The organism is Arcicella lustrica, from assembly GCF_034930985.1.
In the GTDB taxonomy this organism is placed as follows: domain Bacteria; phylum Bacteroidota; class Bacteroidia; order Cytophagales; family Spirosomataceae; genus Arcicella; species Arcicella lustrica.
In genome coordinates this window covers 1-15,937 of record NZ_JAYGIM010000008.1, presented here as the reverse complement: position 1 = coordinate 15,937, position 15,937 = coordinate 1, and the positions used below count along the sequence as shown (strand labels likewise).

Genomic DNA, 15,937 nt, shown 5'->3' with positions numbered 1-15,937 from the left:
TTTACTCATGAACTTTAAACTCATAAACCCTGAACTCATCAACTCATAGACTTTATGAATTCCAAGCTTTCTTTCATCAATGTTTCTTCGTTGTCAAACATTTTTCTCCAAATATTAGCTACTGCCAATTTTGAACTAAATGCTTCTACTGATAAATAAGCATCGTATTTAATTTCTTCTAAAGCCGTAAAAACATCTGTCCAGTTTACATTTCCTTTGCCAACTGTACTTCTATCATTTTCAGATACTTGTACATGTACCAAATGTTTACTTAATTTTCTGATGGCATCGCCCAAACTTTTCTCTTCAATATTAGCGTGGAAAGTATCAAACATGATTTTACAATGCGGATGATTGATGTCTTCTACCAATTGAAATAATTCATCTGCACAAGAAACCAAGTAACTTTCAAAACGATTGAGGTACTCTAAACCCAAAATAATTCCTTTTTCTTGGGCATAATCTGCTAATTCTCTCAAGTTTTCTACTGCCCAATTCCATTCTTCTTGAGTAGCAGGTTTTCCTGTAAAATGGCTTAATGCTGAATGATATGGACCAGTTAATAAATCAGCACCTAAAACCACGGCACAGTCGATAGCTCTTTTGTTTCTTTCCAAAGTAGCGGCTCTCATTACTGGGTCTGGGCTGATTTGGTTGAAATCTGGTCCACAAATCGTTACTGCAATTCTATCTAAACCTAATTCATCCAATTTTGTACGCCAAGATTGCCAATGCGCAGGGTCAACATCAAAAATGGGTACTTCAACACCCGTAAAACCAATCGCTTTAATCTGCTCTAACACTGGGAAAAGGTCTTCGTTAATCTCAGTCCCCCATAAGAGCAAATTCATTCCGTATTTTTTCATTTTATCTTTATCGTAAGGTTTTTTTGATTGATTTTGTGTATAAATTATTAATTGTGTTCAATTGTTAATTTTCAGAGTTCTTCAAACCAAATTTGGTTTTGGGTTTAATTTTAATCAAACAGATAAGGATTTTTGACAATACAAAATAATCTAAAAAAAGTCATAAAAATTTCCGCTCTTTTGATTAGTTTTGACTGTATTTTGATATTTTTTAGATTAGTGTTAGCAATTAAAGTAAAAAAATAGGTTTTGAAAAGTCCATTAAATAAAAGTATAGAATCGCCAAATCATTCTTTCACCATGAAAGAGTTGAAAGAACCGTACTTCGACCCCAACTGGCATTTTCACCCGCATTATCAATTATTTGTGGTGTTGGAAGGAACAGGTACCCGCTTTATTGGAGATAATATCAAACATTTTGAAGCAGGAGATATGGTTTTTGTCGGACCAGATTTACCACATCTTTGGCGGAGTGATGAGATTTACTTTCAGGGTAATCCCGAATTAAAAACGCATGGAATTGTGGTGTATTTTACAGAAGATTTTTTGGGAAAAGATTTCTTTGAGAAATATGAAATGACGAAGCTCAAACATTTCTTTTTAAATGCCAGTCGTGGATTAGAAATCAGTGGAGAATTACATGACAAGATTCTTCTTTTTATGAAAGAGTTATTGCCATTACAAGGATTTGAAGGGATTTTGAAATTATTAGAAATGCTGAATCTATTAGCCAATTCCAATGAATATGATTTTATCAGTAGCGTTGGCTATACCAATCCTTTCAAAACTTCTGAAACCGAACGAATGCACAAAGTTCACGAATACGTACTGAACAATTATCGTACTTCAATCAACTTAACAGAAGTGGCTTCGTTGGCGGGGATGGCTACGGCGGCGTTTTGCCGTTACTTTAAGGCAAGGACGAATAAAACCTTCTCGGATTTTGTCAGTGAATTGCGGGTTGGTTATGCCTGCAAATTGTTGATGGAAGATAAATTAAGTGTGACGCAAGTTTGCTATGAAAGTGGTTTTAATACTTTATCGAATTTCAATAAACAATTTAAGGATTTGAAAGGACAAACGCCTTCGCAATTTAGGCTTGCTTTTGGCGATACCACTTTTAAAAAATCTCCTCAATCTTAGCCTCTTTTCCTCTGAAATTAAAAGTATCGTCTTTGCCTTTTCCCATCAACAATGCTCCGATGGGAGATTGTGGGGAAATAATCATGATATTTTCTCCGTCGATTTTACAAATACCTACACTTACAGCCAAAAAGTAATTTCCAGTAGAAGTTTTCAGAAAAGCACCAACTGCTCCTTTTTTGAAAGTAAGATTCATATCAATTCTTTCAACAATAGCTTTTTCTCTTTTGGCTTGTTCGTGCATCAAACCGTGCATGTCTCGGTCGAGTTGCCCCATCGCCCTGGAAGTTTCGTACTTATCGCCCGCAGACGATTTTGATTCTTCATTGGCAGAAGCCTGAGCCGCCTGCATGGCATCGTAGGAAGTTTGTATTCTTTGGTCTAAAAAATTATTAATATAATCGACAATCTTTTGTTTCATGTTTTTTTAGCTTTGAGCCGTGAGCAATGAGCTTTCAGATTCAGGTTATCAGCTTTTTTAGCTTTGAGTCGTGAGCTATGAGCTAATTGCTCAAAGCTCACTGCTCATAGCTCATAGCTCATAGCTCAAAGCTATCAAAGCGTTTCTCTCCGAATCATATAAAAAGGATTCTTTACTTTAATTTTCTTTTTATCTAACAACAAAGCAGCCGCCGTTCTGCCCATTGTTTCAAAGTCAGTTGTGATAACGGTGATGCCCAATAGTTCTTTTAAAGTTGTTTCGTTGAAAGAAACCACGCCGATTTCATCACCCAAAGTATAACTTGATTGACGAACCTTTTTAACTAATTCAGCCAAATCGTGTTCTTCAACAACTACATAAGCTGTATGTGGAGAGAGTAATTCCTCATCAACGTTCTCTCTGATGATAAATTCTTTGTGGGCATTTACACAAAAGTAACGAACACCTCTTACAATATCAGCAGGATAATTGCCATCACTCGGAAAAACCAACACAACTCGTTGATACTTAGCAAATAAATCATTAGCACTTTCTAAAGCTTCTGCAACATCACGCTCAAAATCTTGATAGACCGACAAACATTCGTTTTTATATTCTGGTAAATCTTTATCAAGTAAAACCAATTCATCCGAAGGGATTTTTTCCAAAGCCTTCATAGCAATAGCTTTTTCTGAATCAGGGAAAAAATGCGGCATTACTACATAATAGTTATACTTACCAAGATTTTTATCAATGATTTCATCAAAAAGACGAGCATTATAATGATGAATCTGTAAATCAACCGAAGCTTTATCGCCCAATACTTTCAAAAAAGCATAGTAAATCAACTTTTTATAAGAGCTTAGTTTATTGAAGATTAACAAAATCCTCATTTTTCTACTTTCTCCGCTGTTTACATAATATCCTTTTCCTTGTACAGAAGTAATGAAGCCTCTTTCTTTTAATTCACGATAAGCTTTTTCTACGGTGTCACGGGCTAAATAATACTCTTCGCTGAGTTCACTGATAGAGGGAAGCTGTTCATTTTTCTTCAATACATTGCGTTCAATATCCGAAATAACCGACTGGATTATCTGCTTGTACTTTGGTGTTTTATCGTTTGGATTGAGTTTGAGCTGGTACATGATTCTTTGGAAACTCAGCTTCACACATTTTCTCTAGTAAGAAGCGTTAAGGCTGAGAATTAATTTTGCTATACATTCTTTTAATTTAAATCTTTTGAGCAGGGAAGTGCATGATAGTTCCCTTTTGTTTTTGGTTTATCCTTGTAAAATTTTATACGATTCCAAGAAACAAATTTACAAACTATTCTTTCAAAGAACTAGATTTATAATAATTACTCTAAAAATGTTATTCAATTTTTAAGATGATGTTTGGGGGCAATTCTTAGGTTTCGCTTAGATACAAAATATTCATTCTAACAAAAAAGCAAACATAAAAGAGAAGTGTTTGCCAAGCAAAATTCAAATAGATAATTGATTATGGGAGCAATTTTAGGTGTTATTTTTCACTTTATCGGCGGCTTTGCATCAGGGAGTTTTTATATTCCTTACAAGAAAGTTAGAGGTTGGTCATGGGAAAGTTATTGGATTACAGGAGGTGTTTTTTCATGGTTAATTGTTCCACCTTTAGCAGCGTATCTTACCATTCCAGATTTTACTTCAATTATTGCTAGTAGTGAAGGAAGTGTATTGTTTTGGACTTATGGCATGGGCGTTTTGTGGGGAATTGGTGGTTTAACTTACGGTTTAGGAGTACGTTATTTGGGTATTTCATTGGGTAGTTCAATCATTCTTGGGCTTTGTTCAGTTTTTGGTTCTTTGATTCCTTCTGTTTATTATTACTTCAATAAAACTGCTGGAAAAGATACCATTTATGATTTGGTATCTACCAATTGGGGACAAATGGTTTTGCTAGGTTTGGCTGTTTGTGTGTTGGGAATTGTGATTTGTGGAAAAGCTGGTGGGAGTAAAGATAAAGATTTAGCAGGAAAAGTAAGTGCTGAAAATCAGGAGTTTGATATTGTGAAAGGACTTACTTTTTCGATTATTTCAGGTTTGTTGAGTGCTTGTTTTAGTTTTGGGATTGAAGCAGGTTCGGCGATGTCGAACGTAGCGAATGAAATTTGGGTAGCAAGTAATCCCGGACAAGGCGAATTCCTTTATCGTAACAACGTTGTTTATATCGTTATTCTTTGGGGCGGTTTAACAACTAATTTGATTTGGTGTATGTACTTGAACTTCAAGAATAAATCTTTTGGTGATTATACCAATGCTGAAACTCCTTTATTGAAAAACTATGTATTTAGTGCCATTGCTGGAACAACATGGTTTTTACAATTCTTTTTCTATGGAATGGGAGAGAGTAAATTAGGAAATGGACCTAGTTCTTGGATTCTACACATGGCATTCATCATTTTAGTAGCTAATTCGTGGGGTTTAGTATTAAATGAATGGAAAGGTGTTTCTAAGAAGACTTTAACGACAATCATCGTCGGAATCTTAACGATTGTACTTTCGGTATTAATTGTGGGTTATGGTAACTCTTTGAAAGGTTAAAAAAATAAAAAATATAAAAAAAGGGGCATCAGATTGAAAAATTTGATGCCCCTTTTTTTATGCCAAAATATTATCTTGTGGTAATAAAAATTTGTACTAAACGATGAAAAATTTTGATAAATGTCTTTTTTTAAGGCAAATATTTTTTTTGATTAAAATTGGTATGCTATTTGATTTATTTGTTCTGATGAATGAAGGATATTATACGTTAATATTTATTTAAATATGAAATGCGTCAAATATTTTTTTTTTAATAATAGTAGTATCTTTGAGTAAAAGGACAAATTTTTTATCCAATTACAGTTGAAATTAGCCTAAGGTTTTATCTGAAAATGGAAAATTTGTGATGAGTAAATCCCAATTTATTCGTCGATATCTAAAGAATTGATTTGAAGTAAATTATACAATTTCATAATCTCGATAAATTCCTAAGCTTTGCTCACTATGAAAACCCAACAAACTGTATTCACTAACAATCAATGGAAAACTATCTCTGAAAATGAGGGTTTTGTTGCTTCAAATGCTAATTGGGTATTGGCATTTGGGGAAAGAATTGTTTTAGAGACTATCAAACCTTTTGATTATCTCAAAAATCTTTATCCTAATGCGGATATTGTCATTAATTCAACTTCTGGTGAAATCTATCAAGATTCTGTACACGATGGTTCAATCATTGTAACAGCCATTGAATTTGAAAAAACATCAATCAAAAGTGTTGAAATAGACATTAATTCGCATTATGAAAGCGGTATTGCGGGTGAAAAAATAGCTGAAGCTTTGACTGGAGACGATTTGAGAACAATTTTTGTCATATCGGATGGAGCAAAAGTAAATGGAAGTGAATTGATTGCCAGTTTGAATAAAAAGACAGACGAAAGGATTTTGATTTCTGGAGGTTTGGCTGGCGATGCAGCAAGATTTGAAAAAACTTTAGTGGGGCTGAATCGTAATCCAGAAGAAGGGAAAATTGTTGCAATAGGTTTATACAGTAAAAATCTGAGCGTTGGGCATGGCACAATGGGAGGTTGGGATGGTTTTGGTCCGGAACGTGAAGTAACAGAATCTGAATACAATATATTATACAAAATTGGCGATGTTGCCGCTTTGGATTTATACAAAGAATACTTAGGAAAATATGTAGAAGGGCTTCCGGGTGCGGCTTTACTTTTTCCTTTATCAATGCGTGAAACCGAAGATGCTGAACCCGTTGTAAGAACCATACTTTCTATTGATGAAGAAAAGAAAAGTATGACTTTTGCAGGAGAATTACCCAAAGGCTCTTTGGTTCGTTTTATGAAAGCCAATTTCGACCGACTCATTGACGCTTCGGCAAAAGCTGCCCAAGATTCTATCCAACCTTTTGAAGATTCACCAGAATTGGCCATTTTAGTGAGCTGCGTGGGTAGAAAATTAGTACTTGGACAAAGAACTGAAGAAGAAGTAGAAGCGGCTCGTGAAATAATGGGCGAGGAACCCGTAATAACAGGTTTTTATTCTTATGGCGAAATTTCACCATTAAACCCAAATGCTCGTTGTGGCTTGCATAACCAAACCATGACAATTACCACACTTTCTGAAAATTGATTAGAATGAATAACACAACATTTCACAGATTACTTGGCAAGCAAATCAAAAAACATTTGACAGACGAATGTCTGGAAAATGAAAACTTTCAAAATTTTATTAAAGCGGTTAATGAATCTTACTTGAGCTTTGATAGAGATAAAGAACTGTTTGAACATTCATCTCAATTGAATGAAAGAGATTATGCCGAAATCAATAATAAACTTAAAGATGAAATCAAACAAAGACGTCTTTCTGTGGAAAAATTGATTGAAGCGATTTATTCTTTAGAGGTAAGCGAAGAAACAGAAGAAAAACCTTTAAATCCTGATGATATGTTAGGATTGATGGATTTCTTGAAAGTTCAAATTGATAATCGCAAACAGCTTGAAGCAGATTTAAGAAAATCGAAAGAATTGGCGGAAGCAGCTACGCAAGCAAAATCGGAATTCCTTTCGATGATGAGTCATGAAATTCGCACGCCTTTGAATGCGATTGTGGGACTTACTTATTTGATGCAACAAGAAGAAGTATCAGAATCTTTGGCTGAGAATTTAAAAATACTTCAATTCTCAACAAATAATTTGCACGTACTTATCAACGATATTTTAGATTTTAGTAAAATTGAAGCAGGAAAAGTTGAGCTTGAACGAGTGCCTTTTGATATTAAACAATTGGTTTCAAACATCAAGAAAGCAAATCAGATAAAGGCTGAAGAGAAAGGTAACAAAGTAAGATTAATGATTGATGATGATGTGCCGAATGTTTTATTGGGCGATGCGCTACGTTTAGGGCAAATCATCACTAACTTGATTTCAAATGCAGTAAAATTTACCAAAGACGGAAGCATTACGATAGAACTTTCTCAACGCCACCGTACTGCAACCCATGTTACGATTGACGTCTCTGTAACGGATACAGGAATTGGTATTCCTTTAGAGAAACAAGCGATGATTTTTGATAAATTTACGCAGGCAAATTCAGAAACTACTCGTCAGTTTGGTGGTACTGGTCTTGGTTTGGTTATTACAAGAAGCTTATTGCAATTACATGGTAGCGATATTCACCTTGAAAGTGAAGATGGCAAAGGTTCGACGTTTTATTTTACTTTAGACCTTGAAATAGGAACAGAATTAAGAACGAAAGTAAACGAAGCACATACAGAATTATTGAATGAAAACACGTTGAAAGGCGTAAAAGTACTTCTGGTAGAAGATTATCCAATGAATATCAAAGTCGCTACTAAATTCTTAGAGCGTTGGCAAATTGTAATTGATGTAGCCGAAAATGGACAAATCGCTTTGGATAAATACGAAAAAGGAAAATACGATTTGATTTTAATGGATATTCAGATGCCAGTATTAGATGGTTACTCGGCTACAGCAAGAATCAGAGAAACAGATACGGACACTCCAATTATTGCTTTGACAGCCTCTGCAACACTCAATAACCAAGATAGAGCATTTTTAGTTGGGATGAACGATTATGTAACTAAGCCTTTCAACCCTAACGAATTATTCCAAAAAATTGCAAAATATAGTTATCGATAGATAATAGAAATGCTAATAAAATTAAAAGGCTCAACGAATCTTTCGTTGAGCCTTTTAATTTTATTGCGCTAATAGTTTGTCTAATTCTGCTCTCAGTACAGGAACACTTTCGTCTAGTTTTACTTGAAACAAGCTCCACATGTATTGTAAGCTTTCATACTCTGGTTTTTCTTTTGCTTGATTTTCAATGCCAATCAATGATTGTTCCAGTTCGGTAAGCCCAACCATGCCTAATGTTGGTTTGAGTTTATGTGCCAGCTTTCTTAATGCTTCCCAATTTTGTTGATGAATTAAGTTAGATATTTCTTGAAAATCAGGCAAAACATCTTCTAGGAAAGTCTGAAAAATATCAGCAGCATATTCTCTGTCATCACCATAAAGGTCTGTTAGTCGTTCGTTATCAAGGAAAATATTGTTTTCGTAAGTTTTCGTAACAGTACTTTCTTCTTCTGTAACCATTACAGCATATTCAGATTTTGTATTTACATAATTCTGAATAACACTTAATAAATGGTTAGGTGAAAATGGTTTAGTAACGAAATTATCCATCCCTACTTCAAAAGCCTTGTTTTTTTGGTCGAGCATGGCGGATGCCGTCAGGGCGATAATTGGCGTATCTTGATTCGGATTTTTGGTATTTCGTATCGTAATCGTCGCTTCATATCCATCCATATTTGGCATTTGGATGTCCATCAAAATAATATCAAAACGTTCTTTTGATGCTTTATCGACTGCTTTTTTACCATCAGAAGCTATTGCATAAGTAAAATGCCATTTGTTTAATAAACTACTGATGTATTTTTGGTTCATCGCATTGTCTTCCGCAACAAGTATTTTGCAAGATTCTAAGCTACGATCAGCCTCTTTAATTACATGGTTATTTTTAACAACTTCATTCTTAGATCTTTGGAAAGGCAAGGTAACCGTAAAAGTAGTTCCATCACCTTCTCTACTTTTTACAAGAATACTACCACCTTGAAGCTCAACTAATTGCTTGGTAATGGCAAGCCCTAGCCCAGTTCCTTTATGTTTATGACCTTGTTCGGAATCTACTTGTTTGAATTTTTGGAAGATTAAATCCAATTTATCAGCTGGAATACCAATACCCGTGTCTGAAATTTTGAATTCAATCCAGCAAGTTTCATCTTCTTCTTTTAAAAGTTTAACCATTACATCAATGCTTCCATGTTCTGTAAACTTCTCGGCATTGCCTATAATGTTCAATAGAATTTGGTTTAGGAGTAAATCATCTCCTAAATAATTACCAGTGATTTTGACATCTGTTAATAGATTAATTTCAACAGGACTACTATCAAGTTTTATCTGGAAAACTCTTTGAATGGTACGAAGCAAACCAACTAAATCGAATGGATGCTTGTGAATTTCTATTCGTCCTGCTTCTATCTTTGCCATATCAAGTAAATCTGAAATAAGACTGTGTAAAAAGTCAGCTGAGGTTTTCAAGATGTCCAAGTATTCAAATTGTTCATTTGTTGGACGAGTATCAAACATCAAGTGTGTCATCCCGATAATAGCATTCAGCGGAGTACGAATCTCATGACTCATGTTTGCCAAGAATTGCTTTTCAGCCTGTCTGGCTTCTTCTGCAACTTCTTTCGCTTTTTCTAGTTCTTGTTCTAGTAATTTTCTTTCGGTAATGTCATAATGAATACCCATCGAGGCAACGGTATCGCCATGTTCATCAATAATTGGCGCACCGCTAATCAATACCCAAATAGGAGTACCATCTTTTTTGATAAGACATACCTCATAAGAGCTTGCTTCTCCTTTTTCTCGTTCTTCTTGTCTTTCATCAACAATGTCGGTTTCAGCTTCGGGTAAAAATAGCTCCTTAGCATTTTGCCCAACAAGTTCTTCGTTGGTATAGCCCAACATTTCGCAGAAACGATCGTAAGCTCTTAGAATTTTATGGTTATTGTCAACTTCCAATAAGCCCAAGGTCATATTATCCAAGATACCTCTGTACTTTTCTTCACTTTTCCGAAGACGTTCGTGCGCTAAATACTTATCTGTTACATCAGAAAAATTATATAAATGACCTCTGTATTGTCCTTCAATAAAAATGGGAATATAGTCTCTTTCAATGATTCTGCCATCAGCCATTTCTATACGTTCATCAACAACTATTTCTCTTTTTTCGAGTACTTCATTCACTCTGTTAAGAAAATGTTCAGGGTCTTTGAAATGTCCTTGAATCTTGTCTGCTAATGAAAGGCAATTGACTCCAGCGAGGTCGCTAGGCTGTAAATTAGTATTGAATAAATCACAAAAAAGCTGATTGGCTAAAATGATGGTATGGTTTTCATCTTCAACCAAAACTCCTTTTTGAAGATTAGAAATTAAGTTGCCAAATCTAGCTTGTGTAGCTCTGAGGATATCTTCTGTTACTTTACGCTCGGTTATATCACGGGCTACTGCCACTAATTCAATAGATTCGTCATCGTTTTCGATGCGTCTTACATTTTGCCCAATCCAAACAATATTACCATTTTTAGCTTTAATCGGAAATTCATTATAAGTACTTTCTTCCTTATTCTGAACCATTTCAGCATAAAAATTAATGAGTGCTTCTTGATAGTTTGGTAAAACTAAAGTAGAGAAGTGACGACCAATAATTTCGTCTTCAGAAAAGCCTAATCTTTCTTTGATGACAGGATTGACATAAGTAAAAAAGCCATCAGTAGAAATTTTATAGATAATATCTTGAACTGATTCTATTAAGTGGCGGTATCTTTTTTCTGTCTTTTTTAGTTCATCAACAGCATTTTTTACTTGTTGTTCAAGATTTTGGTTAAGCAGTTGCAATTGTTCGCTGGTCTCGTAGAGTTCCAAAGCCTTTTTCTCCAAGATAATCTCGGTTTGCTGGTGAGCTTGTTTCTCTAGCTCTATTTGACGTTTGAGCTTTTCTATTTCTTCCATATTAATTTTTACACAATCAAAAGTTTTTCTTCAACTTACTTAATTAGGTATCAACACATCATAAATTATTCCAAAATATCATTTTGATGAATTTTCTGATACTTTTCTTCACTTAGGCCATAAGTTGAAGTTTTTACTCACTCTTTTATAATGAATTATAAATGGTTAATGCTTTTTTGTACTAAACTATTTGGGGTCAAAAGATATTTTTTAAGAATAAAAGGCGAATTCAGGATAAAAAACAAGATGTTATCCATGTTAGATATTTCAATTTTATAGTAGAGGATTTTGTAGGAAGAAGAGATTTATTGAATATTTCGCATTTTACCGAATAAGCAAGTACATCAATGATGTTTGATATGTATAAAATGATGATAATTCAACTAAGTAAATCTTGCTAGCTTTGCAGTTAAACTGCTTTCAAAAATTGAAAATATAAAATACAAAAATCTAATTTAGGATTAAGAGTGAAACACTTGTTATTGGTGAAATTTTGAGATTATTTGAAAAAGATTCACGTTTAATATTAATGGTTTAATCAAGTTGAAAATTTGATGAAATTTAACAAAATTTTGGCAAAAACAATGTGTAGCAACAATAATTGTATAAATATAATATTAAAGTTTTATTTTTTCTTTTCTGCAATTAAAAGAGCAATTCTTATTTTATGGTATTCGAACCTAGCATCCATGGCTTCAAAGAGTGGTTTGATAGGGTCTCCTTTTTTTACATTCATTATTTTTGCAGCGCCTATAATTTGCTGATATTCCATTTCAGTTATAAATGCTGAAATATTAATATCTTCGCCGTCTTCATATAATTTTGCAAGGTGTGAAAAAATCGTAACTGGATTCAAACTTCGCTGTTCAGCAATTTTTTCTACCGATAAACCTTCTTTGTACAACTGATAAGTATAATGAAAAGTATCAATGCCAGTAGCTGAACTACTCTTGGCAACAGTTTTCAAAAAGTCTCGAATTTCTTTTAAAAATGCTTCTCCGAATTGTCGATATTTTTGTTCACCAACGCCCGAAACATTGAACATTTCTAATTGATTCAATGGCTTTTTCTGTGCCATGTCCGAAAGCGTAGCATCCGAGAAAACTACAAATGGCGGAATATTTTTTTCATCAGCAATTTGTTTTCTGAGTACTCGTAGTCTTTCAAAAAGTTCATCTTTAATGATTTCTCTTTTCGATTTTTCTTTTGGAATATTGGCTTCTCGTTCGGCTTGTTTTTCTTCAAAAGGTCTGTAACGCACCAACTGTACTTTTCTACCTTCTTTCAAAATCGCCCAAGACGCATTATTAAGTTTATAAGCATGGGCTTCGTCGTAGGCAATGTCCATCACGCCCGAATTCAACATTTGCTGTAAATAATCTGCCCACTCGTCTGCTTTTAACTCTTTTCCAGCACCAAAGGTTTTGATTTCGTGGTACTTATGTTCAATGATGCGTCTATTATTCGAGCCTCTCAGAATATCAATCAACATACTCATCGCTACGTTTTCGCCTGTTCTGGCAATGGCTGAAAGGGCTTTTTGGGCAATCAGCGTAGCATCAAAACGTATTGGAGGGTTTTTACACACATCACAATTACCACAGTCGTTTGTAACCTCTTCGTTAAAATAGCTCAAAAGGATGCGTCTGCGACAAATTTCTGCTTCAGAATATTGCTTCATGCGGTCGAGTTTGGCTACTTGTACTTCTTTCATTTCCACTGGAAGTTCAGAATTCGCAATCATATCTTTCCTGACCAACAAATCATTGTAAGTATAAAAAAGCAAAGTGTCCGATTTTACGCCATCACGCCCAGCACGACCAATTTCTTGATAAAAACTTTCTACATTCGAGGGCATCGAATAATGAATTACCCAACGAACATTCGATTTGTCAATACCCATTCCGAAGGCAATCGTGGCTACAATTACTTGAATATCATCTTGAATAAATTGATTTTGTACTTCCGAACGCTCTTGTGCTGGCATTCCTGCATGATAATACTTGGCATTGACGCCTACTTTTCGAAGTGCTTCTGCTACTGTTTCAGTATTTTTTCGACTTAAACAGTAAATAATTCCGCATTGTCGTGGGCGTTCTGCAATGAAATTTTGAATGATTTTAATACGATTTCGCCCAGCTTGTACGGAAAGCGAAAGGTTGGGTCTATCAAAAGAAGAAATAAAAACTTTAGCTTCTGGAATTCCCAGTTGAGTCAGAATATCTTTACGAGTTACTTTGTCGGCAGTAGCTGTTAAAGCAATCATCGGAACGTTTGGAAGTGCTTTCTTTAAAACACTCAGTTTGGTATATTCTGGTCGGAAATCATGTCCCCAAGTAGAAACACAGTGCGATTCATCAATCGCAAAAAGACTAATATTTAAAGTAAGAATCCAATCTAAATAACCTTGTGTAAAAAGTTTTTCAGGCGAAATATATAAAAGTTTTAGCTCGCCATTTCTACATTGACGTTCTATGGTACTTTGTTCTTGTGAAGTAAGTGATGAATTAACGTATTCTGCTGCAATACCATTGGCTTTCAGGGCTTGAACTTGGTCGTGCATCAAGGCAATTAATGGAGAAATAACCAAGGTTAAACCTTGCATAACCAAAGCTGGAATCTGAAAACAGAGTGATTTTCCACCACCCGTTGGCATCAACACCATCGCATCTTGCCCATAAAGTACCCAATCGATAATATCAGCTTGTAGCGGACGAAAGGCATTGTAGCCGTAATATTGTTTAAGAACTTGTTCTTTGGTGAGTGACATGAATTTTATCGAAACGTAGGAATTGTTTTAAATCTTATTTTTATGCAATTTACATTTTTCGGGTGATTTTTGGTTAAGATTGGGGCAATCAAACAAAGTTCTATTACTTTTGAGAAACAAAATTTAAAACAGGAGTAGCTTGAAAGGTGATGAAAAAGCTGCCTATTTCTTTATAAAATACAATGACAAAAACGATAAACATTAATCCACCAGTTCGTAAATTTTTAACGGCAGATTTCCAATTAAGCACTTGGGAAAGTGTAAAACCTTTATTCGATAATTTGGTAGAACGTTCTATTGATAACGTGGATGATTTACGCAAATTTTTTACCGACCGCTCTGAATTGGAAAGTTACCTTTCTGAAAACTTCGCTTGGCGTTATATCAAAATGACTTGCGATACAGGCGATAAGGAAATTAAAGCTCATTTCGATCAATTTGTAACTGAAATTCAACCACATTTGGCAGAGTACGACGATGTGTTGAACAAAAAAACACTTGAAAGTCCGTTCTTGGATGAATTAACCGAAACTGGTTTTGACATCACGATTAGAGGAATGAAAAAATCTACTGAGATTTTTAGAAATGAAAACATTGCGCTTTTTACAGAAATCCAAAACCTGTCGAGTCAATACCAAGCAACTGTAGGAGCAATGACGGTTGAATTGGACGGACAAACCAAAACGCTTCAACAAGCGGGCGTTTTCTTGGAAAATACTGACCGTACTTTAAGAGAATCTGTTTATAGAAAAATTCAGGAACGTCGTTTTCAAGACCATGAAAAGATGGACGAAATTTTCAATAAATTAACGGCTTTGCGTCATCAAATTGCTTTGAATGCAGGTTTTGAAAATTACCGTGATTACTCTTTTGCCGCTTTAAAACGTTTTGATTATACTCCTGCCGATTGTTTCAATTTCCATGAAGCGGTGGCTGAAACCATTGTTCCGATTTTAAATAATGTAGCAACTGAGCGTAAAAATGCTTTACAAGTAAGCGAGCTACGTCCGTGGGATAAATCTGTGGATGCCCAAGGTCGTGCGGCTTTACATCCTTTCAATGGTGGCGAAGATTTATTGAACAAAACCATTGAATGTTTCAACCAATTAGACCCATTTTTAGGTGAATGCCTAAGTATTATGAAAGAAATGGGTCGTTTGGATTTGGAATCAAGAGTGGGCAAAGCACCCGGCGGATATAATTATCCTTTAGAGGAAACAGGTTTCCCTTTCATTTTTATGAATGCTTCTTCCTTGATGCGTGATGTAATTACGATGCTTCACGAGGGCGGTCATGCGGTGCATTCAATCGTGACTAAAGATTTGATGTTGAATACTTTCCGTAATTTCCCTTCGGAAGTAGCAGAATTGGCTTCGATGTCGATGGAATTAATTTCTATGGATTTCTGGAATGTGTATTTTGATAACGAAGAAGAATTGAAACGTGCTAAAATTCAACATTTAGAAGATATTCTCAGTACACTTCCGTGGGTAGCGACGGTGGATAAATTCCAGCATTGGATTTACGAAAACCCAACGCACACTGTGGAAGAACGTACAACTGCTTGGGTAAGTATTTACGAGAAATTTGCTGATTCTGTAACGGATTGGTCTGGTTTAGAAAACTATAAATTTTGGATGTGGCATCGTCAATTGCATATTTTTGAATTGCCTTTCTATTATATCGAGTACGGAATTGCTCAATTAGGAGCGATTGGCGTGTGGAAAAATTATAAAGAAAATCCGCAAAAAGGTTTGGAAGGTTATTTAAACGCTTTGAAACTGGGTTATACCAAACCGATGAAAGAAATTTATGCGGCAGCTAATATTCCTTTTGATTTCTCGAAAGAACATATTGCCTCATTGATGAATTTCGTTCAAGCTGAATTAGCGATTTTGAAGAAATAAGAAAGACGATAATTACTAATCATATTTATTTGTAGGTCTGACTTTTCCGAAATTCCGCTGTTTGAGCGAAGCGAGTTTCGGAATTCTTGATTTTCTTTTGCGGCCGCCGCTGCGGTTACTTTTCTTGTATCAAGGTGCTGTGTTAAGAAACAAGTTCATTTGATTAAATATTTTTATAAATTGCATTACCAAATCAGG

Annotated in this window: 10 protein-coding genes; 5 read left to right on the top strand and 5 right to left on the bottom strand. The window is 34.9% G+C overall.

Annotation, left to right across the window (positions count from 1 at the left end):
- Positions 1 to 38: 38 nt before the first annotated feature.
- Entirely contained in the window at positions 39 to 851 is an 813-nt protein-coding gene (locus VB798_RS10950) for a sugar phosphate isomerase/epimerase family protein (RefSeq protein WP_323258515.1), read from the bottom strand.
- 264 nt (positions 852 to 1,115) lie between these two features.
- Between VB798_RS10950 and VB798_RS10945 the strand changes: the two genes are divergently transcribed.
- Complete coding sequence (locus tag VB798_RS10945) at positions 1,116 to 2,009, top strand: AraC family transcriptional regulator (RefSeq protein WP_323258514.1); 894 nt, start codon at positions 1,116 to 1,118, stop codon at positions 2,007 to 2,009.
- Here the strand turns inward: VB798_RS10945 and VB798_RS10940 are convergent.
- Positions 1,987 to 2,430, bottom strand: a complete 444-nt coding sequence (locus VB798_RS10940; RefSeq protein ID WP_323258513.1) for a transcription elongation factor — start codon at positions 2,428 to 2,430, stop codon at positions 1,987 to 1,989. The genes VB798_RS10945 and VB798_RS10940 overlap by 23 nt on opposite strands.
- 134 nt (positions 2,431 to 2,564) lie before the next feature.
- Complete coding sequence (locus VB798_RS10935) at positions 2,565 to 3,575, bottom strand: GntR family transcriptional regulator (RefSeq protein WP_323258512.1); 1,011 nt, start codon at positions 3,573 to 3,575, stop codon at positions 2,565 to 2,567.
- A gap of 357 nt (positions 3,576 to 3,932) precedes the next feature.
- Between VB798_RS10935 and rhaT the strand changes: the two genes are divergently transcribed.
- The 3 genes from rhaT to VB798_RS10920 all read left to right on the top strand — a co-directional run bounded on the left by rhaT (position 3,933) and on the right by VB798_RS10920 (position 8,122).
- Positions 3,933 to 5,009, top strand: coding sequence for an L-rhamnose/proton symporter RhaT (gene rhaT, locus VB798_RS10930; RefSeq protein ID WP_323258511.1), 1,077 nt, complete (start codon positions 3,933 to 3,935; stop codon positions 5,007 to 5,009).
- Between the two features lie 444 nt (positions 5,010 to 5,453).
- Positions 5,454 to 6,593 carry an FIST signal transduction protein gene (locus tag VB798_RS10925; protein ID WP_323258510.1) on the top strand — a complete coding sequence of 380 codons (1,140 nt, stop codon included), beginning with the start codon at positions 5,454 to 5,456 and terminating at the stop codon, positions 6,591 to 6,593.
- Positions 6,594 to 6,598: 5 nt separating this feature from the next.
- Positions 6,599 to 8,122 (top strand): response regulator, encoded by a 1,524-nt coding sequence (locus VB798_RS10920; RefSeq protein WP_323258509.1) that lies wholly within the window; start codon positions 6,599 to 6,601, stop codon positions 8,120 to 8,122.
- Between the two features lie 60 nt (positions 8,123 to 8,182).
- On the opposite strand, the gene VB798_RS10915 is transcribed toward VB798_RS10920, so the two are convergent.
- Positions 8,183 to 11,062: a PAS domain S-box protein gene (locus VB798_RS10915; RefSeq protein ID WP_323258508.1), complete on the bottom strand. Its 2,880-nt coding sequence runs from the start codon at positions 11,060 to 11,062 to the stop codon at positions 8,183 to 8,185.
- Positions 11,063 to 11,687: 625 nt separating this feature from the next.
- Complete coding sequence (gene recQ / locus VB798_RS10910) at positions 11,688 to 13,832, bottom strand: DNA helicase RecQ (RefSeq protein ID WP_323258507.1); 2,145 nt, start codon at positions 13,830 to 13,832, stop codon at positions 11,688 to 11,690.
- 182 nt (positions 13,833 to 14,014) lie between these two features.
- On the opposite strand from recQ, the gene VB798_RS10905 reads away from it, so the two are divergent.
- The gene (locus VB798_RS10905) at positions 14,015 to 15,739 is read left to right on the top strand and encodes a M3 family oligoendopeptidase (protein WP_323258506.1); all 1,725 of its coding nucleotides are present in this window, start codon (positions 14,015 to 14,017) and stop codon (positions 15,737 to 15,739) included.
- Positions 15,740 to 15,937 lie beyond the last annotated feature (198 nt).

Bases quoted from the DNA above. Each gene is read 5' to 3' on its own strand.
- rhaT (WP_323258511.1), top strand. From the start codon at position 3,933: ATGGGAGCAATTTTAGGTGTTATTTTTCACTTTATCGGCGGCTTTGCA.
- VB798_RS10940 (WP_323258513.1), bottom strand. From the start codon at position 2,430: ATGAAACAAAAGATTGTCGATTATATTAATAATTTTTTAGACCAAAGA.
- VB798_RS10920 (WP_323258509.1), top strand. From the start codon at position 6,599: ATGAATAACACAACATTTCACAGATTACTTGGCAAGCAAATCAAAAAA.
- VB798_RS10935 (WP_323258512.1), bottom strand. From the start codon at position 3,575: ATGTACCAGCTCAAACTCAATCCAAACGATAAAACACCAAAGTACAAG.
- VB798_RS10950 (WP_323258515.1), bottom strand. From the start codon at position 851: ATGAATTTGCTCTTATGGGGGACTGAGATTAACGAAGACCTTTTCCCA.
- VB798_RS10905 (WP_323258506.1), top strand. From the start codon at position 14,015: ATGACAAAAACGATAAACATTAATCCACCAGTTCGTAAATTTTTAACG.
- VB798_RS10925 (WP_323258510.1), top strand. From the start codon at position 5,454: ATGAAAACCCAACAAACTGTATTCACTAACAATCAATGGAAAACTATC.
- recQ (WP_323258507.1), bottom strand. From the start codon at position 13,832: ATGTCACTCACCAAAGAACAAGTTCTTAAACAATATTACGGCTACAAT.
- VB798_RS10915 (WP_323258508.1), bottom strand. From the start codon at position 11,062: ATGGAAGAAATAGAAAAGCTCAAACGTCAAATAGAGCTAGAGAAACAA.